The 21011-nt window shown below is 75.1% G+C and carries 16 protein-coding genes; 4 read left to right on the top strand and 12 right to left on the bottom strand.

Translation table 11 applies throughout. The annotated features are described in order from the left end of the window. Positions 1-74 precede the first annotated feature (74 nt). Together ACFWMZ_RS10000 and ACFWMZ_RS09995 are read left to right on the top strand one after the other, a co-directional pair. Positions 75-1133: a GNAT family N-acetyltransferase gene (locus ACFWMZ_RS10000; RefSeq protein ID WP_383200663.1), complete on the top strand. Its 1059-nt coding sequence runs from the start codon at positions 75-77 to the stop codon at positions 1131-1133. Beyond that, positions 1133-1966 (top strand): tetratricopeptide repeat protein, encoded by an 834-nt coding sequence (locus ACFWMZ_RS09995; protein ID WP_383200660.1) that lies wholly within the window; start codon positions 1133-1135, stop codon positions 1964-1966. Before ACFWMZ_RS10000 ends, ACFWMZ_RS09995 begins: the two co-directional genes overlap by 1 nt. Before the next feature lie 68 nt (positions 1967-2034). Here the strand turns inward: ACFWMZ_RS09995 and ACFWMZ_RS09990 are convergent, their stop codons facing one another. From ACFWMZ_RS09990 to ACFWMZ_RS09965, 6 genes are all read right to left on the bottom strand, one after another. Then, positions 2035-3138 carry an aldose epimerase family protein gene (locus ACFWMZ_RS09990; RefSeq protein ID WP_383182875.1) on the bottom strand — a complete coding sequence of 368 codons (1104 nt, stop codon included), beginning with the start codon at positions 3136-3138 and terminating at the stop codon, positions 2035-2037. Continuing rightward, positions 3135-4166 (bottom strand): LacI family DNA-binding transcriptional regulator, encoded by a 1032-nt coding sequence (locus ACFWMZ_RS09985; protein WP_383182877.1) that lies wholly within the window; start codon positions 4164-4166, stop codon positions 3135-3137. The genes ACFWMZ_RS09990 and ACFWMZ_RS09985 overlap by 4 nt, the downstream gene beginning before the upstream one ends. A gap of 64 nt (positions 4167-4230) precedes the next feature. After that, complete coding sequence (locus ACFWMZ_RS09980; RefSeq protein ID WP_383182879.1) at positions 4231-5301, bottom strand: ABC transporter permease; 1071 nt, start codon at positions 5299-5301, stop codon at positions 4231-4233. Next, positions 5298-6314, bottom strand: coding sequence for an ABC transporter permease (locus tag ACFWMZ_RS09975; RefSeq protein ID WP_383200657.1), 1017 nt, complete (start codon positions 6312-6314; stop codon positions 5298-5300). The genes ACFWMZ_RS09980 and ACFWMZ_RS09975 overlap by 4 nt, the downstream gene beginning before the upstream one ends. Beyond that, on the bottom strand, positions 6311-7954 hold the full coding sequence (locus ACFWMZ_RS09970; protein ID WP_383200654.1) for a sugar ABC transporter ATP-binding protein: 1644 nt from the start codon (positions 7952-7954) through the stop codon (positions 6311-6313). Before ACFWMZ_RS09970 ends, ACFWMZ_RS09975 begins: the two co-directional genes overlap by 4 nt. Before the next feature lie 102 nt (positions 7955-8056). Beyond that, the gene (locus ACFWMZ_RS09965) at positions 8057-9139 is read right to left on the bottom strand and encodes an ABC transporter substrate-binding protein (protein ID WP_383182885.1); all 1083 of its coding nucleotides are present in this window, start codon (positions 9137-9139) and stop codon (positions 8057-8059) included. 885 nt (positions 9140-10024) lie between these two features. Here ACFWMZ_RS09965 and ACFWMZ_RS09960 point away from each other — a divergent pair. Continuing rightward, positions 10025-12403, top strand: coding sequence for an AbfB domain-containing protein (locus tag ACFWMZ_RS09960; RefSeq protein ID WP_383200651.1), 2379 nt, complete (start codon positions 10025-10027; stop codon positions 12401-12403). Positions 12404-12484: 81 nt separating this feature from the next. Here ACFWMZ_RS09960 and ACFWMZ_RS09955 read toward each other — a convergent pair whose 3' ends face one another. The 5 genes from ACFWMZ_RS09955 to ACFWMZ_RS09935 form a co-directional block, all read right to left on the bottom strand. After that, positions 12485-13348 (bottom strand): ABC transporter substrate-binding protein, encoded by an 864-nt coding sequence (locus ACFWMZ_RS09955; RefSeq protein WP_383182888.1) that lies wholly within the window; start codon positions 13346-13348, stop codon positions 12485-12487. Positions 13349-13549: 201 nt separating this feature from the next. Then, a complete protein-coding gene (locus ACFWMZ_RS09950) occupies positions 13550-15637 on the bottom strand; it encodes a hypothetical protein (RefSeq protein WP_383182890.1) in 2088 nt (695 codons plus the stop codon). Positions 15638-15859: 222 nt separating this feature from the next. Beyond that, positions 15860-16327, bottom strand: a complete 468-nt coding sequence (locus ACFWMZ_RS09945) for a DUF6113 family protein (protein WP_383200649.1) — start codon at positions 16325-16327, stop codon at positions 15860-15862. After that, positions 16324-17262, bottom strand: a complete 939-nt coding sequence (gene mshB / locus ACFWMZ_RS09940) for an N-acetyl-1-D-myo-inositol-2-amino-2-deoxy-alpha-D-glucopyranoside deacetylase (protein WP_383182893.1) — start codon at positions 17260-17262, stop codon at positions 16324-16326. Before mshB ends, ACFWMZ_RS09945 begins: the two co-directional genes overlap by 4 nt. A gap of 86 nt (positions 17263-17348) precedes the next feature. Beyond that, entirely contained in the window at positions 17349-17543 is a 195-nt protein-coding gene (locus ACFWMZ_RS09935; RefSeq protein ID WP_383182895.1) for a hypothetical protein, read from the bottom strand. 214 nt (positions 17544-17757) lie between these two features. Here ACFWMZ_RS09935 and ACFWMZ_RS09930 point away from each other — a divergent pair, with 214 nt between their 5' ends. Continuing rightward, entirely contained in the window at positions 17758-19899 is a 2142-nt protein-coding gene (locus ACFWMZ_RS09930) for a prolyl oligopeptidase family serine peptidase (RefSeq protein ID WP_383200647.1), read from the top strand. 12 nt (positions 19900-19911) lie between these two features. Here ACFWMZ_RS09930 and ACFWMZ_RS09925 read toward each other — a convergent pair whose 3' ends face one another. Further along, positions 19912-20895, bottom strand: a complete 984-nt coding sequence (locus tag ACFWMZ_RS09925) for a hypothetical protein (protein ID WP_383200644.1) — start codon at positions 20893-20895, stop codon at positions 19912-19914. Positions 20896-21011 lie beyond the last annotated feature (116 nt).

Raw genomic sequence — 21011 nt, 5'->3', positions numbered from 1 at the left:
CTACAGGCTCCGCCGCCTGGCGCGCGGGAGCGCGGCGTCGTCGATGCCCACCCCTAGTATCTCCGTTCCCGGAGATGATCCGAACAGGAGGGGCGGCCAGAGCCGTGGAATTCACTGCCGGCGGACAGCTCGAAGTCCGTATCACCCCCGATGACGTGGGAAAACGCGTCTCGGTACGAGCCTTCACCGATACCGGAACGGGGGACGCGCGGTTCACCGACACGGTGGGTGTTCTCACATCATGGACCGGCGGCGTGCTGCGAATCACACGCCGTTCCGGCGAGTCGGTCCAGGTCGCCGAGGCGGCCCTGGCCGCCGCGAAGACGGTTCCGGCGGCTCCGGCCCGCCGCCGCGGCCCGGCCGCCTCCTACCCGGAGCTGGCCCGCGTCGCCGCGCGCGGCTGGCCGCCGGTGGAGAGCGAGCCGCTCGGCGCGTGGACGCTGCGGGCGGCCGCGGGCTTCACCCGGCGCGCCAACTCGGTGCTGCCGCTGGGCGACCCGGGCAGGGAGCTGCCCGAGGCACTGGCGGCGGTGGACCGCTGGTACGCCGCGCACGGGCTGCCCGCGTACGTCCAGACGGCCACCGGCGGCGCGGGGACGCAGGAGCGGCTGGCGGCCGAGCTGGAGGCACTGGGCTGGGCCCGGGAGGTCTCCGCCGAGCTGCGCACCGGCGCGCTGGCCCCGCTCGCCGACCGGGCGCCTGGCGCGGCTGTCCGGCTGGCACGGGAGCCGGACGCGGCGTGGCTGAGCCGTTATCAGCGGGTCGGCGCGGTACGGCCGGAGGTGACGGCGGTGCTGACCGGCGGGCCCTCGGTCTGGTTCGCCACCGTCGACGGCGAGCCCGGCGGCCCGGCGCGGGCGATCGGGCGGTGCGTGGTGGACGGCCGCTGGGCCGGGTTCGCCGCCGTCGAGGTCGACCCGGCGCACCGGCGCCAAGGCCTCGCCTCGGACGTGATGGCGGCGCTGGCGGCCCGCGCGCTGGACGAGGGCGCCTCGGCGGCCTGGCTCCAGGTGGAGCGGGAGAACACGGCGGCCCGCGCCATGTACGAGCGGGCCGGGTTCACCGTGCACCACCACTACCACCACCACCGGGCCCCCGGAGCGGGCGCGGCGGACCCCGGGGACCGGTGCTGATGGAGCTGCCCGACCCCTTGCGGCTGCGTACCGAGTTCGCCGAGGAGGCCCGCTCCGAGCGGCCGGGCCTGGCCCGGCTCTGCCTGCTCGTCGGGGCGGTCGCCGACCCCGACCGCGGCGAGCACGGCATCGACGCGGCCGAGGTGGAGCTGGACCGGCTCGCCGGTGAGCTGCCGCACCGGCCCGGCTCGCCGCGCGACTGGGCGCTGGCCCTGGCCGAGCTGCTGGGCACCCGGTACGGCTTCCACGGCACCGAGTCCGACTACCGGCGGCTGGAGTCCTCGCTGCTCCAGGAGGTGCTGCGGCGCCGCAGGGGGCTGCCGATCCTGCTGTCGGTGGTGTGGATGGAGGTGGCCCGCCGCGCGGGCGCCCCGGTCCACGGCGTGGCGCTGCCCGGCCACTTCACCGTCGGCTTCGGCCCGCCGGACGACCTGGTGCTGGCCGACCCCTTCGACGGCGGCACGCTCCTCTCCCCCGCCGACGCCTCGCTCCTGGTGACCGGCGTGACGGGGTCGCCGCTCGACCCGTCGCTGATGCGCCCGGCCGACCCGCTGGAGGTGATCCGCCGGGTCCTCAACAACATCCGCGCCTGGGCGGCGGCCAGGCCCGAGCGGACCGACGTGGCGCTGTGGGCGGTCGAGTTGTCGCTGCTGCTCCCCTCCCACTCGGCCGACCTGCGCTACGAGCACGCGCAACTCCTCGTCAAGTGCGGCGACTTCGTGCGCGGTGCCCGCGAACTGGAGTCGTACGCCGAGGTGGTCGCCGCCGTCGACCCGGAGGCGGCCGAACTGATCCGCGGGCAGGCGCGGGCGGCACGGGCGCGGCTGAACTGAGCCCGTCCGCCCGGACCGGCCCGCCCCCTGTGCGGGCCGGTCCGGGCGCTTCCCGTCCACCGCGCCGGTCAGGCGCTCCCCAGGTGCGGGAAGCGGTAGGCGGTGCGGCTGCGGAGGTGCTGGCCGGGGCGGAGGACGGTGGTGGGGTACTCCGGGTGGTTGGGCGAGTCGGGCAGGTGCTGGGTCTCCAGGCAGACGGCGCGGTGGCGGGTCAGGGGGCGGCCGTCGGCGCCGGTGAGGGAGGCGTCGAGCTGGTTGCCGGTGTAGACCTGCACGGCGGGTTCGGTGGTCCACACCTCCATGGTCCGGCTGCCGTCGCGGGCGGCGAGGGCGGCGGCCGGCCGCAGGCCGTCGGGGGCGGGATCGCCGTCCAGGAGCCAGGTGTGGTCGTACCCGCCGGCGGCGGCGAGCTGCGGGTCGGCGGCGACGGCCTCCGGCGCGAGGCGCGCCCCGAGCGGGGTGGCCTCGCGCAGGTCGAAGGGGGTGCCGCCGACGGGGGCGGGCGGGCCGACCGGGATGGCGCCGGCGTCGACGGGCAGGTAGTGGCCGCCGGGGACGCGCAGGGTGTGGGCGGCGAGGCCGCCCTCGCCCGCCGACAGGTCGAAGTAGGCGTGGTGGGTGAGGTTGACGACGGTGGGCCGGTCGGTGCGGGCCTCGTAGTCGACGGTCAGGGTGTGGTCGGCCCCGAGCCGGTAGGTGACGGCCACGTCGAGGGCGCCGGGGAAGCCCATGTCGCCGTCGGGGCTGCGCAGGGTAAGGCGGACGGCGGCGGCGTGCGGGTCGGGGACCGGGGTGGCCCGCCAGACGCGCCGGTCGAAGCCGTCGGGGCCGCCGTGCAGGGCGTGGCCCCGGTCATTGGCGGGGACGGTGTGGTCGGCGCCGTCGAGCGGGAAGCGGCCGTGGGCGAGGCGGTTGGCGTACCGGCCGACGAGCGCGCCGAGATAGGGGCCGCGGGCGGCGGCGTACGCCTCGGTGGTGGGCAGGCCGAGGACGACGGAGGCGCGGGTGCCGTCGGTGGCGGGGACGGTGAGGTGCTGGAGGATGCCGCCGTAGGTGAGGACGGCGGCTGTGGTGCCGGTGCCGGAGTCGAGGTGCCAGCGCTGGACGGGGCTGCCGTCGGGGGCGTAGCCGTGCGGTTCGTAGCGGACGGCGGGGGCGGTGGGGGCGTTCACCGGTGGCCGCCGGGGCGGGCGGCGGCGGTGGACTCGCGGACGACGAGACGGTAGCCGGGGCGGGGGCGGCGCGGTTCGGGCGGCGGGGCGCCGTCGGTGAGCTGGGCGACGAGGCTGTCCACGGCGAGGCGGGCGATGGCCTCCTTGTCGGGGGAGACGGTGGTGAGGGAGACGGCGCCGTAGCGGGCCTCCTCGATGTCGTCGAAGCCGACCACCGCGACGTCGCCGGGGACGGAGAGGCCGCGTTCGGCGAGGGTGCGCATGGCACCGACCGCGATGAGGTCGTTGTAGGCGAAGACGGCGTCGGGGGCGGCGCCCCGGTCGAGCAGGGCGGCCATGGCGTGGGCGCCGTCGGCGCGGCCGTACCCGTCGGTGACGACCACCAGCGAGTCGTCGGCGGGCAGCCCGGCCGCCTCCAGCTCCTGGCGCCAGCCGCGCAGCCGCAGGTGGGCGGGTTGGCGTTCGCGGCCGGTGCGGGAGCCGAGGAAGGCGATGCGGCGGCGGCCGAGGCCGAGCAGGTGGCGGACGGCCTCGCGGGCGGCGGCGACGTTGTCGATGGCGATGTGGTCGTACGGCGCCTCGTACTCGCGTTCGCCGAGCAGGACGAGGGGGGCGGCGCCGGAGCGGCCGGTGAGGTCCTCGGTCTCCAGGTGGATGGGGCTGAGGATCAGGCCGTCGATGACGTGGGACCGGAAGCCCTGGCTGACCAGGAGTTCGTTCTCGCGCAGCCCGGCGGTGTGGTCGACCAGGACGGTGTAGTCGTGGCGGGCGGCGGCGTCGATGACGGCTCCGGCGAGTTCGGCGAAGTAGGGGTTGCCGAACTCGGGGACGGCCAGCGCGATGATGCCGGTGCGGCCTTTGCGCAGGTGGCGGGCGGTGAGGTTGGGGCGGTAGCCGAGTTCGTCGATGGCCTGCTGGACCTTGGCCCGCATGCCGGGTGTGACGTGCTGGTAGTTGTTGACGACGTTCGACACGGTCTTGACGGACACGCCCGCACGCTGCGCAACGTCCTTGAGACTGACGCCCACGGCACTCCTAGCTTCTGACTGCTTCCGGCTGCTTCTGGGGAACTCCTCGGCGGCGGGCGGCCGCTCAGGTCGATCTGCGGCCCCGGGCCAGGTAGCGCTGGGCCACCACGACCACGACGAGGAAGCCGCCGCTGACCACCGACTGGTACGAGGAGTTGAGCGAGCCGATCTGGTTGATGAGGTTCTGGATGACGCCGAGCAGCAGCACGCCCCACAGGGTGCCGCTGACCGATCCGGCGCCGCCGACCAGCAGCGTGCCGCCGATGACCACCGCCGAGATGGCGTCGAGTTCCATGCCCACGCCGAGGATGGTGACACCGGAGTTCAGGCGCGCCGCGTTGAGGGCGCCGGCGAACCCGGCGAGCAGCCCGCTGAGCGTGTAGACCAGCACCTTGGCGCGGGCGACCGGCAGCCCCATCAGGGTGGCGGCGTCGCTGCTGCCGCCGACCGCGAAGAGGGTCTGCCCGAACGAGGTCCGCTGGAGCAGCACCCCTCCCCCGCCGAACAGCGCCAGCGCGACGATGAGCGGGACGCCGAACCCCCAGACGGTGCCCCCGCCGAGCCAGGAGAAGGCGGAGTCCTTCGGTACGAGGTACGTGGTGGCGCCCTCGTCGGTGAAGGCGAGCAGCAGGCCGCGGGCGCCGAGCAGGGTGGCGAGGGTGACGATGAACGGGGCGAGACCCGCCCTGCCGATCAGGACGCCGTTGAGCAGGCCGATGGCGCCGCAGACCAGCAGCGGTACGAGCAGGGCGGGCAGCAGGCCCCACTGCGAGGCCCAGGCGGCGAGGACCCCGCCGAGGGCGAAGACGGAGCCGACCGAGAGGTCGATGCCGCCGGTGATGATGACCAGGGTCATGCCGAGGGCGACGATGGCGAGGAAGCTGGCCTGCACGGTGACGCCGCGCGCGTTGTCGAGGGTGGCGAAGGACGGGTAGAGCAACGAGGCGACGAGGATCACCGCGAGCAGCACGGCGAGGACGCCCTGGCGCTGGACGAGGCCGAGAAGCCGTTCGCGGCGGCTGGGGTCCTCGGTCTCGACGCGGACCGAGGGGGCGTCGCCGAGCGGCGCGGGGGCCGCCTTCGGGTCGGCGGTGGCGAGGGCGGCGGTCGGTTCCGCCGGGCGGGGTGCGTTCATCGGGACCGGCGCTCCCGGGCGACGTAGACGGCGGCGACGATGATGGCCGCCTGGGCGATCTGGGCGGTGGAGTCGGGCAGGTCGTGCTTGACGAGGGTGGCGCGGAGCAGCTGCATGAGCACGGCTCCGGCGACGGTGCCCAGCACCCGGACGGAGCCGCCGCTGAGCGGGGTCCCGCCGACCACGACGGCGGTGATGGCGGAGAGCTCCATCAGGGTGCCGAGTGAGGAGGGGTCGCTGGCGGTGAGCCGGGCGGTGGCGAGGATCCCGGCCAGCGCGGCGAAGGTGCCGCAGAGGACGTAGACCCCGGTCAGGACGCGTTTGACGGGCAGTCCGGCGAGGACGGCGGCCTTGCGGTTGCCGCCGACCGCGACGATCTGGCGGCCGAAGGTGGTGCGGGCGACGAGGAAGGCCACGGCGAGGGCGAGCCCGGCGGCGATGAGCACCACCACGGGGACGCCGAGGAGGCTCGCGGTGCCGAGGGAGAGCAGGTCGGGGTTGATGATCTGCTTGAGCTGGCCGTCGGCGAGGACCAGGGCCAGACCCCGGCCGCCGACGAAGAGGGCGAGCGTCGCCACGATCGGCTGGAGCCCGACCACCGACACCAGGACGCCGTTGACCAGCCCGGTGACGGCTCCGGCGAGCAGGGCGAGGACGAGGGCGGGGACCAGGCCGTAGCCGAGGTAGAGCGGGAGCAGGGCGGCGGCCAGCGCCATCGCGGAGCCGACCGACAGGTCGACGCCCTCGGTGCCGATGACCAGGGCCATGCCGAGCGCCACGATGACGATGGGGGCGACCTGGACCAGTTGCGTGGTGAGGTTGTCGGCGGTCAGGAAGCGGTCGGTGAACAGCGCGTTGAAGAGCAGCAGTACGCCGACGGCGACGTACACGCCGTACGCCTGGTACCAGGCGGGGTCCCGGTACCAGGGCCGCGCCTGACCGGCGGCCGGGGCGGGCGGTGCGGGCGCGGGCGCGGCGGCGGGGCCGGGCGCGGTGGCGGGGGCCTGGGTCATCGGGGCTCGGCCTCCTCGGCGGGGCGGGGGGTGGCGGCGGGTTCGGGGCGCGGGGTGCCGTCGGCGAGGACTTCCAGCAGGGCGGGTTCGGTGACGGCGCCGCCGGACAGCTCTCCGGCGAGGCTGCCGGCGCGCAGGACGACGATGCGGTCGGCGCCCTCGACCAGTTCCTCGATGTCGGAGGAGATGAGCAGCACGGCGAGCCCCTCACCGGCCAGTTCGTCGATGAGGCCCTGCACCTCGGCCTTGGCGCCGACGTCGATGCCGCGGGTCGGCTCGTCCAGCAGCAGCACCCGCGGCTCCAGGCAGAGCCAGCGGGCGAGGAGGACCTTCTGCTGGTTGCCGCCGGAGAGTTCGCCGACCTTCTGCTCGGGGCTGGAGGCCTTGATCCGCAGCCGCTTCATGAAGAGCTCGACGACGCGGTCCTGGCGGGCGCGGGAGACGATCCCGGCGCGCGAGAGCCGGGGCAGCGCGGCCAGCACGATGTTCTCCCGCACGGAGAGGCCGGGCACGATCCCCTCGGCCTTGCGGTCCTCGGGGAGCATGCTGATCCCGGCGGCGACGGCGGCGGCCGGGGTGATCCGGCGCAGCACCCGCCCCGCCACGGTGACCTCGCCGGAGTCCAGGCCGAGGCCCCCGGCGAGCGCCTTGGCGGTCTCGCTGCGGCCGGAGCCCAGCAGCCCGCCGAGCCCCAGCACCTCCCCGGCGTGCAGCGCCAGCGAGACGCCGTCGAGCTTGTGGCGGCGGGTGAGGCCGTCGGCGGTGAGCACCGGGGTGCGGGCGGCGTCGTGGCCGTCGGCGGCGAAGCCGGTGACGCCGTCCCGGCGCACCTCGGCCATGTCCCGGCCGAGCATCATCGAGACCAGCCGCATCCGCTCCAGACCGGCGAGCGGGCCGGTGTGGATGTGGCGGCCGTCGCGCAGCACGGTGACCCGGTCGCAGATCCGGTAGAGCTCGTCCATCCGGTGGCTGACGTAGACGACGGCCACGTCGCGGGCGCGCAGTTCCTCGATGACCCGGAAGAGGGTCTCCACCTCGCGGGGTTCGAGCGAGGAGGTCGGCTCGTCCATGACGACGACGCGGGCGCGGACGGAGACGGCCCGGGCGAGCGCCACCATCTGCTGGGTGCCGAGTCCCAGGGTGTGCAGCGGGCGGCGCGGGTCGACCCGGACGCCGAAGCCGTCGAGGAGGGCGGCGGCCTCGCGGTTCATCCGGGGGAAGTCGATGAGCTTCAGGCGGGTGCGCGGTTCGCGGCCGAGGAAGACGTTGCGGGCCACGCTCATCAGCGGGACGAGGTTGACCTCCTGGTAGATGGTGGAGATCCCGGCCTGCTGCGCCTCGAAGGGCCGCTGGAAGCGGACCGGCTCCCCGGCCAGGCGCAGTTCGCCGCTGTCGGGCCGGTGGACGCCGGTGAGCACCTTGATGAGGGTGGACTTGCCCGCGCCGTTCTCGCCGACCAGGGCGTGCACCTCACCGGGCCGCAGGTCGAAGGAGACCTCGTCCAGGGCGACGACCCCGGGGAACCGCTTGCCGACCCCGAGGGCCGCCAGGACCGGCGGCCCGGCGCCCTCGGGCGGCGGCGCGCCGTCGGGGCCGGTCTCCTTCCGCGCCCCGGGGGTGGCTGCTTCGGGTGGTGCCATGGGCTGCTGACCTTCCGGTGCGCGAGGAGGCTGGGCTGGTACGGGGGCCGGGTCGGTCGGCGGGCGCGTGCCGGGGTCGTCCCGGCGCGGGCCCGCCGCGGCTCAGTAGGCGCCGCCGAGCGACTTCTCGGCGTTGTCCTGGTCGTACTCCCGGTCGGTGATCAGCACGTTCTCGGGGATCGACTCACCGGCGTAGAACTTCTTCGCCGTGTCGAAGGCGAGCGGGCCGAAGCGCGGGTTGGACTCGATGACGGCGTTCATCTCGCCCTTGGCGAGGGCCTGGACGGCGTTTCGGGTGCCGTCGACGGAGACGACTTTGACGTCCTCGCCGGGCTTCTTGCCGTTGGCCTTGAGGGCGGTGACGGCGCCGAGGCCCATCTCGTCGTTCTCGGCGTAGACGCCGGTGATGCCGGGCTTGGACTGGATGAGCTGCTCCATGACCTGCTGGCCCTTGTCACGGGCGAACTCGCCGGTCTGCTGGGCGACGATCTCCAGGTCCGGGGCCTTCTCCTTCACCCGGTCGACGAAGCCCTTGGTGCGGTCGGTGGTGACGTTGTTGCCGGAGGCGCCGAGCAGGATCGCGACCTGGCCCTTGCCGCCGGTCGCCTCGATCATCGCGTCGGCGGCGCGCTTGCCCTGCTCCACGAAGTCCGAGCCGAGGAAGGCCAGGTAGTCCTCGCACGCGTCGGCGTTGACCTTGCGGTCGACGGTGAGGACCGGGACCTTCTTGGCGGCGGCGGCCTTGAACGCGGGCTCCAGGCCGTCGGAGTTGAGCGGCGCGACGATGAGGAACTGGGCGCCCTGCGCCAGCATGTCCTGGATGTCGCTGATCTGCTTGGGCAGTTGGGACTGGGCGTTGGTGGTGAGCAGCTTCTTCACGCCGACCTTGGCCGCCTCGTCCTTGATCGACTGGGTCTCGGCGATCCGGAACGGGTTGGCCTCCTTCTCCGACTGGGAGAAGCCGACCACGGCGTCCTTCAGGTCGAGCTTGGGCGCCCCGTAGGTCTTGAGGGAGCAGCCCTTTCCGGAGGAGTCGGCGGGCTGCGTGGCCTGGGCGCCCGCGGCGGCGTCGCCCTTGGAGGTGTCGGTCGTCTCCGCTTTGGAGCAGCCGGAGGCGGCCAGCGTGGCCGTGGCGGCGAGCAGACAGGCCAGGGCGAGGTTACGGGTGCGGCGCTGGGTGTTCATCCTCGAACGCTCCTTGGCGGACGATCGGCCGGCACGGTCGTCGGGCGGGCCGAGGGGGCTGGGCGGGGCGGGACGTACGGGGCGCGGGCCCGGCGGGGCGGACGCGGCTCGCGGTACGGGGTGGTGCGGCGGTACGGGACGGTGCGCGGTGCGACGACGCGGTCCTGCGGCAGGGCGCGGGCCGTACGGGTCGTACGGGTCGTACGGGCGGTGCGGTGGAACGCGGTGCGGGTCGTACGGGCGGTGCGGTCGTACGCGGTGCGGTGCGGTGGCGCGGCGGGGCCGCCTCCGGCTCGGGTCGGTCCGGGTGCGGCCGAGGACGCGCCGACGTGGCCCTCGGCGCCGGAAAACCTTTGGTCAGCGGCGAGTTCGGGCCGTCCGGCTGCTCGATTTACAACGTTATACAGGCGGCCGGACAGGGCGGCAAGACCGTTGCCGGGAGATTTCCCGGCGGTTGCCCCGGCCCCTTCGGGGTCCCCTCCCAGCGGAGTGACGGCGTCTCACACCGACCCCTGCCGCATCTCTGGACAGCCGTCGCACGCCGTGCTGTCATACCGCCGAGCGCCGGATTTCCAACGTTGCACAACCGGCCCCGGCCCCGCCGCCGTCCGGCACGGGGCGCGGTCCGCCCTGCCCGGCGCCGAGAGCCGCACCGCCCGCGCCCCCTGCGCACCGCACCGCCCGAGCACCCAGAGCCGCACCACCGCGCCCTGCCCACCCCACCGCCCGGGACACGCCGCGCCCCGGACCGCCGGCCCCCGCTCCCCGGCCCTGCCCCGCCACCGCCGCCGGGCGGGCCCGCACCCCGTCCCGTACCTCCTCCACAGGACCGACCCCGGCCGCCCGGCCGGGGCGACCCCCACCGCCCGAGAAGGAGACCGACCGGTGACCGACACCCGCACCCCCGACCCCGGCCAGGGCGCCCGCCCGCGCTCACGGCCCTGGCGGCGGCTGACCACCGCGCTGGCCGCCTGCGCGCTGGCCGCGACCGGCCTGGCCGCATCGCCCGCCGGAGCCGCCGCCCAGGCCGCCTGGGAGCCCAAGCCCGCCCCGATGACGACGCCGTGGACCGACGAGGTCTCCGTCGACGATCCGCTGCCGGAGTATCCGCGCCCGCAGCTCACCCGCCCGGACTGGGCCAACCTCAACGGCATCTGGGACTTCGCCGTCACCGGCGCCGACGCGGGCGTCCCCGACCGGTTCGACGAGCAGATCCGCGTGCCGTTCGTCGCCGAGTCGGCGCTCTCCGGCATCCAGCGCAAGATCACCCCCGGTGACAAGCTCTGGTACCAGCGGGATTTCACCGTCCCCGAGGACTGGGACGGCCGGGACGTGAAGCTCAACTTCGGCGCCTCCGACTGGGAGACCACGGTCTGGGTCAACGGCGAGAAGGCCGGCGAGCACCGGGGCGGCTTCGACGCCTTCGACTTCACCATCACCGACCACCTCACCGAGGGCGCCAACACCGTCACCGTCTCGGTCTGGGACCCGACGCAGCACGGCGGCGGCGCCGTCGGCAAGCAGCGCCAGGACGACGAGCACGACATCGAGCCGCACCCGGGCGGCGGCATCTGGTACACCGCCGCCTCCGGGATCTGGCAGACGGTGTGGCTGGAGCCGGTCGCCCCCGCCCACATCAGCCGCCTCGACCTCACCCCCGAGCTGGACGACGACACCCTGCGCGCCACCGTGCACGCCGAGGGCGCCGCCGGGCGCGAGGTGAAGGTCACCGTCCTGGACGGCGGTGAGGAGGTCGGCACCGCCACCGGCGCGGCGGGCGAGGAGCTCTCCGTCTCCGTGCCCGACCCGCACCTGTGGTCCCCGGACGACCCGTTCCTGTACGACGTGAAGGCCGAGCTGCTCGAGGCCGACGGCGCGCCCGGCGACGCGGTCGGCAGCTACGCGGGCATGCGCTCCGTCGGCCTGAAGAAGATCGACGGCGTCCAGCGCCCGGTCCTCAACGGCGAGTTCGTCTTCCAGACCGGCACCCTGGACCAGGGCTACTGGCCCGACGGCCTCTACACCGCCCCGACCGACGAGGCCCTCAAGTACGACCTCCAGGCCCACAAGGACCTCGGCTTCAACATGGTCCGCAAGCACATCAAGGTGGAGCCGCAGCGCTGGTTCCACTGGGCCGACAAGCTGGGCCTGCTGGTCTGGCAGGACATGCCGTCGATGGACACCGACAAGGTCCCGGACGCGGGCGCCCGCGAGCAGTGGGAGAAGGAGTACCACGCGATCATCGACCAGCACCGCTCCTCGCCGTCGGTGGTCATGTGGGTCAACCAGAACGAGGGCTGGGGCCAGTACGACCAGGCCCGCATCGCCGACGAGGTCAAGGAGGCCGACCCGTCCCGCCTGGTCAACAACATGAGCGGGGTCAACTGCTGCGGCTCGGTCGACGGCGGTAACGGCGACGTGGTCGACAACCACGTCTACGTCGGCCCCGGCAACACCGCCCCCGAGCCCGACCGGGCCGCCGTCCTCGGCGAGTTCGGCGGCCTGGGCCTGCGGACCGAGGGCCACGAGTGGTACCCGGGCGGCGGCTTCAGCTACGAGGACCAGGCCGACACCGACGCGCTCAACGACCGCTTCGTGGGGCTCCTCGACGGCATCCGCGAGGGCCAGATGCCGGCGGGGCTCTCCGCCTCCGTCTACACCGAGATCACCGACGTCGAGAACGAGGTCAACGGCCTGCTCACCTACGACCGGCAGGTCGTCAAGGTCGACCAGGCCCGCGTCGCCGCCGCCAACCAGGCGCTGATCGACGCCTCCCGCTCCCTGCCCGGTGCCGTCACCCTGCCCACCGGCGAGAACCGTTCCCTCAAGGTCACCACCGAGGGCCACACCGAGAAGTTCCTCCGCAACCAGGACGGCCTCGCCTGGACCGCGCCGGTCTCCGAGGAGAGCGGCGCCGACCTCAAGGCCGACGCCACCTACCAGGTGGTCCCCGGCCTCGGTGACGAGAACTGCTACTCGCTGGAATCCCGCAACCACCCGGGCGAGTACCTGCGCCACCGCGAGTCGCGGGTCCGCCTCGACGCCGACGACGGCTCGCAGCTCTTCAAGGACGACGCCACCTGGTGCGCCGTCCCGGGCGAGGGCGGCGTCCGCCTCTCCAGCCTCAACATGTCCGGCAGCTACCTGCGCCACCACGCCTCCGAGGTCTGGCTCTCCACCCCGGGCGGCAAGGAGCCGTACGACACCCTGGACAGGTTCACCGCCGACACCACCTGGGCCCTGGAAGCCCCCTGGGCCCCCTGACCCTTCCCCGCCTCCCGCAGGAGACGAGACGGCCCCGCCCCCGGTACCGGTCCTGGTACCGGGGGCGGGGCACGTCGCGGTTCAGGCCCCCTGGGCCAGCGCCTCCAGCGCCTCGGCCACCCGCTCCAGGAAAGCCGCGGTGGCCCGGCGGCTGCACGGCAGCTCCGGGTTCCACGGCAGCACCGGCGCCCCCGCGGTCAGCGTCCGCCAGGCGGGCAGCCCCGCCAGCGCGGAGGGCTGGTCGGCGTTGCCGCGGGCGTCGCTGAGGACCAGGTCGGGGGTGAGCCCGACGGCCCGGTCCCAGCCCGCCGTACGCCAGTTGACGCCGCCCTCCTCGCCGGGGTCGGTGAGCCGCACCCCGAGGTCGACCAGGCGGCGCAGCTCCGGCCAGGCCAGCGGGCGCGCCAGGTGCACCCGCTCCTCGCCCGCCGGGGAGAGCGCCAGCACCCGGACGCCGGGCGCGTGCAGCGCGGCCCGGCGCAGCCGGTCCTCGGCCGCCGACAGCCGGTCCGCGTCCTCCTCGGCCCGCCCGCCGAGGGCCACCGCCAGCTCCGCGAACCGCTCCAGCAGCCGCGCCTGCGGCACCTCACCCGCCACCGACAGGGCCAGGACGGGCAGGTGGGCCCGCTCGGCCGTCCCGTCGTCCACGGCGTACGCGTGCTTGCCGTCGTACGTCACGTCCACGATCAGGTCGGGACGCTCGCTCAGCAGCCGCTCCTCGTCCAGCGCGCCGGACGGCCCGAGGTAGGGCACCGAGGCGGGGGCGTCCGCGCCCCACTTGGCCGGATCCGGCCGGTCCCCGTCGTGCCCGGAACCGAACACGGCGACCGGCCGCACCCCGAGGTCGGCCAGGGCCGAGCCCGCCCTGAGATAAGCCGCCACCCGCTCCGGCCTGCGCTCCGACCGCACCGTCACGCCCCGGTCGTCGGTGAACTCCCACGCCATACGCCACCCGCCCCTTCGCACACTCGCCCGGTTCTTCCCGGTCCCCACCATCCGCCCGCCCGTGGCTCCGCACAACCCCCGCCTGCCGCTCAACCCCCTTGATCAGCCAACGAGTTGGCAGATCCGCTCGGGCGTGAAAAGGCGACGGCCGCCCGGTCCCCCACAGGGGCGGGCGGCCGTCGCCGCGGTGGCGCGGGCGGGTCAGCTCGCGTCGGTCTCGATGACCCCGACGCGCTCCTCGGGCGTCTTGCCGAGCAGCGCCTGGCGCATCGCGCCGATGACGTCCTCGGGGGTGACGGCCGTCTTGCCGCCGGTGCCGCGGGTGATCATGACCCCGTCGAAGGTGTTGCCGTACAGCTTCTTCAGCGCCGCCTGGTCGTACTTCTCGACCAGCTTGCCGTCGACCGCCTGCACGCTGAGGATCTGCGGGAGCGAGCGCTCCGGGCCGAACGGGATGGAGGCGTTCTCCGCCTTCACCGTCACGATGCCGGACATCGCCGGGACGGCGAACTCCTTCATCATGCGGTCCACCTCGGCCTTGGAGACCGTCGGTTCGCGGGTCGCCATCGGCACCGCCACCGGCGCCGTCTTCCCGGTCGCCACCTGCGTCCGGTACGCCTGCTCGACGGCGTTGACCGAGCCCTTGACGTCGAGGGTCTTGCCGGCCTTGCCGTAGACCGGGACGGGCTTGCCGGTCTGGAAGGAGATCGACCCCTCCACGGCGCTCCCGGCGGTGCCGGCGAGCCGGTCGAGGGCGTCGGCCAGCTTCTCCTGGTCGACCGGCATCGCCGGTTCGACCACGCGCTCCTGGCCGAAGAGGGAGCCGATGACGGTGACCGGGTTGTAGTCGCTGGCGGCGGCGGCCCGGGCGGTCGCCTCGCTGTCCAGCGCGAGGCCCGCCTGCGCGGGCTTCAGCTCGGCCTTCTTGCCGTCGACGTCGAGGGCGAGCGGCAGGGCGGTGCGCTCGCCGAAGGCGGCGTCGAGCTTCTTGACCGCCTCGTCGTGGGTGGAGCCGCCGATGTCCACGCCGAGGACGGTGGTGCCCTTCGGCACGTCGGCGTGGCCCATGAGCAGTCCCGCGCCGTACAGTCCGGCGCCGACCACGACCACGCCCACCCCGAGCAGGACCAGCTTGCTGCGGCCCTTCTTCTTCGCCGGGCCGGACGGCTCCGGCTCGGGGTCGGCCAGCGGCTCGGGCAACCGGGGTGGGGTGTGCGGCAGGGGCCCGTCGCGGTGGGCGCCCGGGCCGCCGGGGCCGAACGGTCCGCCGGGGACCCCGGGTCCGCCCGGGCCGCCCGCGGCGGGGCCGGGCGGGACGACGGGCAGGCCGCTGGTGAGGGTGTCGCCGGAGACGTGGCCGCGGTCGGCGGGCGGCTCCGGTGCGGGCTTCTGCGGGGTGAGGACGGCGGTGTCGTCGCTCATCGGCGGCGGCACCGGGCCCCGGGGGCCGCCGGGGCCCGGGGTGTTCCCGGTGTCGCCCACGCGGGGGTGGCCGCCGGTGTCGCCGGGGCCGGTGGGCCGCCCGCCGTCGGAGAGGACGGGGCGGACCGTCGAATCGCCGCTGACCGGGCCGCCGGTGGGGCCGTCGGGCCGACCGGGGCCGGGGCCGAGCGGGCCCTGCGCGACGGCACGGGAGACGTCGAACGAGCCGGTGGTGCCGTTCCGTCCGGGGGTGCCGGTCGGGCCGGTGTCGCCGGTGGCGCCCGAGCCGTAGGGCGCCTGCCCGGAGCCGCCCGGGCGCGGGCCGGAACCGGCCCCGGCGGGACCGCCGCCGGTGGAGGCGGAGGCGGGGGAGCCGCCGCCCTGCCCCGCCGAGGCGGCGGCACCGCGCGGCGCGGCGCCCGCGGTACCGGCGCCGGCGCCCGTACCGGCGGGGCGGTTGCCGCCCTTGCGCGGGGCGAACCAGTCGCTGGTGGGCTTCTCGGTGCGGGGGGCCTCGTCGGCGGGTGCCTCGGCACCGGCGTGGCCGCCGGGGCGCTCACCGGCGGCCGGGGCAGGCGGCGCGGACCGCTCGGCGGCGGCCTCGGGCGGCGCGGTCTCGCTCACCTCGCCGGTGTCCTTGTCGGCGACGGGGGTGCGCATGACGACCGGCGGGATCGGCCGCGATCCGGGGATGTTGATCCGGATACGCGTCGTCAGCGTGGTCTCGGTCTTCCGCTCGGCGTCGGCGGAGCCGCGCTCGTCGGCGCCGTCCGCGGCGGACGCGCCGTACGGCGGCGTCCCCGAGGGATAGGCGGTGTTGTCGCGGCCCTGGGGTCCGGACGACGAACTGTCAGTTTCACGACTCAAGGCAGGTTCTCCCGATCGGCTCCACCGCCCCTGTCGGCCTTGCTCGGGGTCTGTCAGACACCCCCTAGGGCGGTTCGGCGGCGCGCACCACCATACTGGCCGCCACCGGTCGGCAACGTGCGCCCGGCGTTCAAACCATCCGTGGGGCTCATGGTGCCCGTGTGGGGGAAGTGGTAAGTCCGGTCTCAACTGGGACGCCTCGGACGCCCCGGAGCCGGACCGTCACCCGTCTTCGGGGCTCGGCCGCCAGATGGTGGCGCACATCACAGCCAGCGCCATCCCTCCGAGGAGGAAGAGGTACGATCCGCCGCCCGCCGCGAAGACGAAGTCGCCCTCGGGCCGGGTGGTGGTGAGCAGGATGACCGCGAGCATCCATCCGGCGGCCGTCGAGACGGCCCCGCCGCGCGCGTTGGCCACCCGCCCCGATCCGGTGAAGAGCCCCACGGCGGCGACGAGCGCCAGCAGCAGCCCGCCGGGGAACCAGGCCGCCTGGAGCAGGCTCCCCGCCACCCCGACCACGGCGCCGAGCAGGAACAGCGGGACGTACAGCACCAGTCGGCGTGCGGAGAACCCGCCGCCGGAGAAACCGAGCAGCTGGGCCGCGGAGGGCGGCCGGCCCGCGGCGGCCTGGGAGCGGGGGGGCGTGGCGCCGGACGGGCGGGGGCCGGGGGCGCCCTGGGCGGGGCTCATCGCGCGCTCCCCGGGCCGGCCGCGGCCTCGTCGGCGTTGCCGGTGTCGGCGAGCCCCGCGAACAGATCGGTCTCCCGCTCGCCGTCCGGCGCGCCGGGCGGCCCGGCCACGCGCTCGTAGTACTCGACGGTGAAGAGCGGCTGCGCCTGCTCGTTGGAGAGGACGAAGAGCGGTTCCGCGACGGTGATCTGGGTGGCGTGCGCGCGCATCGCGGCCGCCTTCGCCCCGGCGTACGCGGTGCCGTCCACGACGGTGGTGACCTGCGCGTCCTCGACCACGCCGGGGAGGTCCGCGATCGCGGCGATGCGCGTGAACGGGGAGCCGGCCAGCGCCTCGGGAAGGGCCGCGAAGGCCCCCTCGGCCACCGAGCGCGGCAGGCGGTTCCAGTAGATCCGGGTGATCCGGTGGGCCGGGCCGAGGTCGGGGCGCAGGCCGGGGTCGGCGGCGAGTTCGGCGGCGCGGTGGGCGACCCGGTGGGCCTGGATGTGGTCGGGGTGGCCGTACCCCCCGTCGGGGTCGTAGGTGACCAGGACCTGCGGGCGGACCTCGCGGACCACCTCGACCAGGTGGAGCGCGGCCTCGTCGACGTCGGCGTTCCAGAAGGCGCGGGGGGCGGTGTTCTGGGGCAGGCCCATCATCCCGGAGTCGCGGTAGCGTCCGGCGCCGCCGAGGAAGCGGTGGTCCTGGACGCCGAGTTCCCTCATGGCGGAGGACAGCTCACCGACCCGGTGCGGGCCGAGCGTGTCGTCCCGGTCGGCGGCGAGCCGCGCCAGGTCGGGCGGGATGATCTCGCCCTCCTCGCCGAGCGTGCAGGTCACCAGGGTGACGTGGACGCCCTCGGCGGCGTAGCGGGCCATGGTGGCGCCGTTGTTGATGGACTCGTCGTCCGGGTGCGCGTGGACGAGCAGGAGTCGGCGGGCGGGCAGATCCGTCATGCGCCCACCCTACGAGGCGGCCGGGCGCACGACGGAGCAGGCCACGTGGACGGCGCCGGGCCGGGGCCCGTGCGCCGCCGCGCGGGTCAGAACTTGATGCCGCCGATCATGCCCGCCACGTTCGAGGTGAAGTCCCCGATCATCGGGCCCACGGACGAGCTGGCCAGGTAGAAGCCCAGCAGGACGCAGACCAGGGCATGGCCGCCTTTGAGACCCGACTTGCGGATCAGCAGGACGACGACGATCAGCAGCAGCACCACCGCCGAAATCGAGAGTGCCACGGCGGATCACCTCCGGTTTCCTCGGTGGACCGATCTCTTAAATCTGCGGCGCCGTCCCCGGCGGGGCGACGCGGTCAACTCGTGTGCGGGCAGGGCGGAACAGCCCGGTCAGGAGATGCATACCCACCGGGCGCTACGGATCATAACTATCCGTACACGCGCATGGATCGGCGCACGGCAGCACAAGGGGGCGCTTGAGCCATAGTCTCCTGGCATGTCTACCGAACACCTCAGCTTCCCGCGGCAGCACGCGCGGACCCAGCGGTTCACCCTCGGGGCGCCCCGGGCCTTCACGGTGGCCCCCGACGGTTCCCGCGTCGTCTTCCTGCGCTCCTCCTCCGGCACCGAACGGGCCCAGGCTCTCTGGGTGCTGGAGCTGGACCAGGCCCCGCACGAGCGCCCCGTCGCCGACCCGGCGGCACTGCTGGCGGGCGCCGGTGAGCAGCTGTCGGCGGCCGAGCGGGCCCGCCGGGAGCGCAGCCGCGAGGGCGGCGCGGGCATCGTCGGGTACGCCGTGGACGAGGCGGTGGAGACTGCCGCGTTCACCCTCTCGGGGCGGCTGTACGTGGCGGACCTGCGCGCCGAGGGGGACTCCCCCGCACCGGTGCGCCAACTCGACGTTCCCGGGCCGGTGATCGACCCGCGCCCCTCGCCCGACGGCCGGTACGTCGCGTACACGGTGCGCGGCGCCCTGCGGGTGGTGGCGGCCGACGGCAGCGGCGACCGGCCGGTGGCCGAGCCGGAGTCGGAGTCGGTGACGTACGGCCTGGCGGAGTTCGCGGCGGCCGAGGAGATGGACCGCTCGCGCGGCTTCTGGTGGGCGCCGGACAGTACGGCGCTGCTGGTGGAGCGGGCCGACGACGCCGCCGTGGCCCGCTGGTGGATCGCCGACCCGGCCCGCCCGGCGGCCGAACCGGCGCGGGTGGCTTACCCAGCGGCGGGCACCCCCAACGCCGAGGTGCGGCTCTTCGCGTACCCGCTGGACGGCGCGGAGCGCACCGAGATCACCTGGGACCGGGACCGTTACCCGTACCTGGCGCGGGTCCGGTGGGACGCGACGGGCCCGCTGCTGCTGGTGCAGGCCCGGGACCAGCGCGGCCAGCTCTACCTCGCCGCCGACCAGGAGTCCGGCGCGACCCGGATGATCCACGCCGACGAGGACCCGCGCTGGCTCGACCTGCACGCGGGCGCCCCGGCGCGCACCCCGGACGGGCGGCTGGTGCGGATCGCCGACGAGGGCGGCGCGCGGGTGCTGGCCGTCGGCGACCGGCCGCTGACCGGGGACGCCTTCCACGTGCGCGCCCTCCTCGACGTGGGCGCCGACGACCTGCTGGTCTCGGTCTCGGCGGGACCGGGCGCCAAGGAGGCGGAGACGGGCCAGATCCACGTCCTGCGCGTCAACGAGCTGGGCACGGAGCGGCTGAGCACCGAGCCCGGCGTGCACGGCGCGGTCCGCGGCGGCCCGGTGACGGTACTGGTCTCCTCGGTACTGGAGACCCCCGGGCAGCGGGCCCGCGTACTGCGGGACGGCGAGGAGATCGCCGTCGTCACCTCGCACGCACAAAGTCCGGTTATCGCCCCTCGCCCGGCCCTCACCGAGGCGGGGAAGAGCCGCGTCCCCGCCGCCGTGCTGCTCCCCACCGGCTACCAGGAGGGCGACGGCCCGCTCCCCGTCCTCCTCGACCCGTACGGCGGCCCGCACGGCCAGCGGGTCCTCGCCGCCCACAACGCGTACCTGACCTCGCAGTGGTTCGCGGACCAGGGTTTCGCCGTGGTCGTCGCCGACGGCCGGGGCACCCCCGGCCACTCCCCCGCCCGGGAGAAGGCGATCCGCCGCGAGTTCACCGCCACCCTGGACGACCAGGTGGAGGCGGTGCACGCGCTGGCCGAGGAGTTCCCGCTCGACCTGGCCCGAGTCGGCATCCGCGGCTGGTCGTACGGCGGTTACCTGGCGGCCCTGGCCGTGCTGCGCCGCCCCGACGTCTTCCACGCGGGCGTCGCCGGGGCCCCGGTGACGGACTGGCGGCTGTACGACACGCACTACACCGAGCGGTACCTCGGCGACCCGGCGGAGGCGGACGGCGAGGTCTACGCCCGCAACTCGCTGGTCACCGACGAGGGCCTGTCCGGCGCCGCCGAGCAGCACCGGCCGCTGATGATCGTGCACGGCCTCGCCGACGACAACGTGGTGGCCGCGCACACCCTGCGCCTCTCCAGCGCCCTGCTGGCGGCGGGCCGCCCGCACGAGGTGCTGCCACTCCCCGGGGTCACCCACATGACCCCGCAGGAACAGGTCGCGGAGAACCTGCTCCTGCTCCAGGTCGACTTCCTCAAGCGGTCGCTGGGCGTCGCCTGAGCCGGCAAGTGTTTACCGGGGCCCGGGAGCGCCGTACGGCTCCGGCGCGGGTGCCTGCCACGGCGCCCCGCCGGGCCCGGGCTCCGCGGCGGCCGGCCGCGGCAGGAGCAGGGCGAGCACGACGGCCGCGAGGGCGCAGAGGACCGGCGGGGTCACCAGCATGAGCTGGGTGTGCGTGTCGAGGTGGCGGAACTGCACGTACACCTGTCCTTGGAGGTAGGCGCTGAGGACGAACACCTGGGCTCCGCCGATCTGGACGGCCGCCGACAGCCCCAGCGTCCGGGCGCCCCGGCCCCGCCGGAAGCAGACGGCGGCGCCCGCCAGCGCGAGGCCCGCCACCGCCGCCGTCTGCCAGCCGACGCCGCCGAGGAGCGCCGAGCGGGGCGCGCTCCCGGTGTCCAGGTACATCGCCGCGTACCGCTCCCAGCCGTGGTCCACCACCGTGTACGCGGGCCAGGCCAGCATGGTCGCCCCGCTGACCAGCAGCAGCACACCGGACCACCCGGCGGCCCCGCGTCCCGGCGGCACCACCGCCTCTTCCGGCCCGGCGGCCCGCCGCCCGGCGGCCGCGACCACGATCAGCGCCGCCCCGCCGAGCACGGAGCCCGCGGTGGTGAGCAGCGCCCCCGGCGTGGGCCCGCCGAACAGTTCGACCCCTTCGGGCTCCCCCACCAGCGCCACCACGGCGGGCAGTCGCAGGGCCACGGTGAGCGCCCCGGTGGCGGCCAGCATCACGGCGGCCGAGGCCGACCGCATGACCTTGACGGCCACCACCGCGTACACCAGGAGCAGCAGCACGTCCTGACCGGCGGTGTAGGCCACCTCCTGGAGCCCGTACCTCCCGGGCCACCCGGCCCACTGCCACCAGAGGTCGTCCGGCCCGCTCCCGCGAGCGAGATCCCGGACGATCCACCCCAGGGTCACCGCGGCGAGCACGGCACTGACGACGGATCCGGCGACACGCCCGCCCCGCCCGAGTATCTGTATGTCCCCCATCCCGCGATCCTCCCGGCAACCCCACCCACCCACAAGGGGGCGCGCCCCGCCCCGGAGAAGCACAACCAGCCGGGGCGACATGGTGCGCCCCGGCTGGTCTACGGCACCCGCACGGC

This window comes from Streptomyces sp. NPDC058373 (genome assembly GCF_042723275.1).
Taxonomy (GTDB): domain Bacteria; phylum Actinomycetota; class Actinomycetes; order Streptomycetales; family Streptomycetaceae; genus Streptomyces.
The sequence above is the reverse complement of the archived record's forward strand: the minus strand, read 5'-3'. Positions and strand labels throughout refer to the sequence as shown.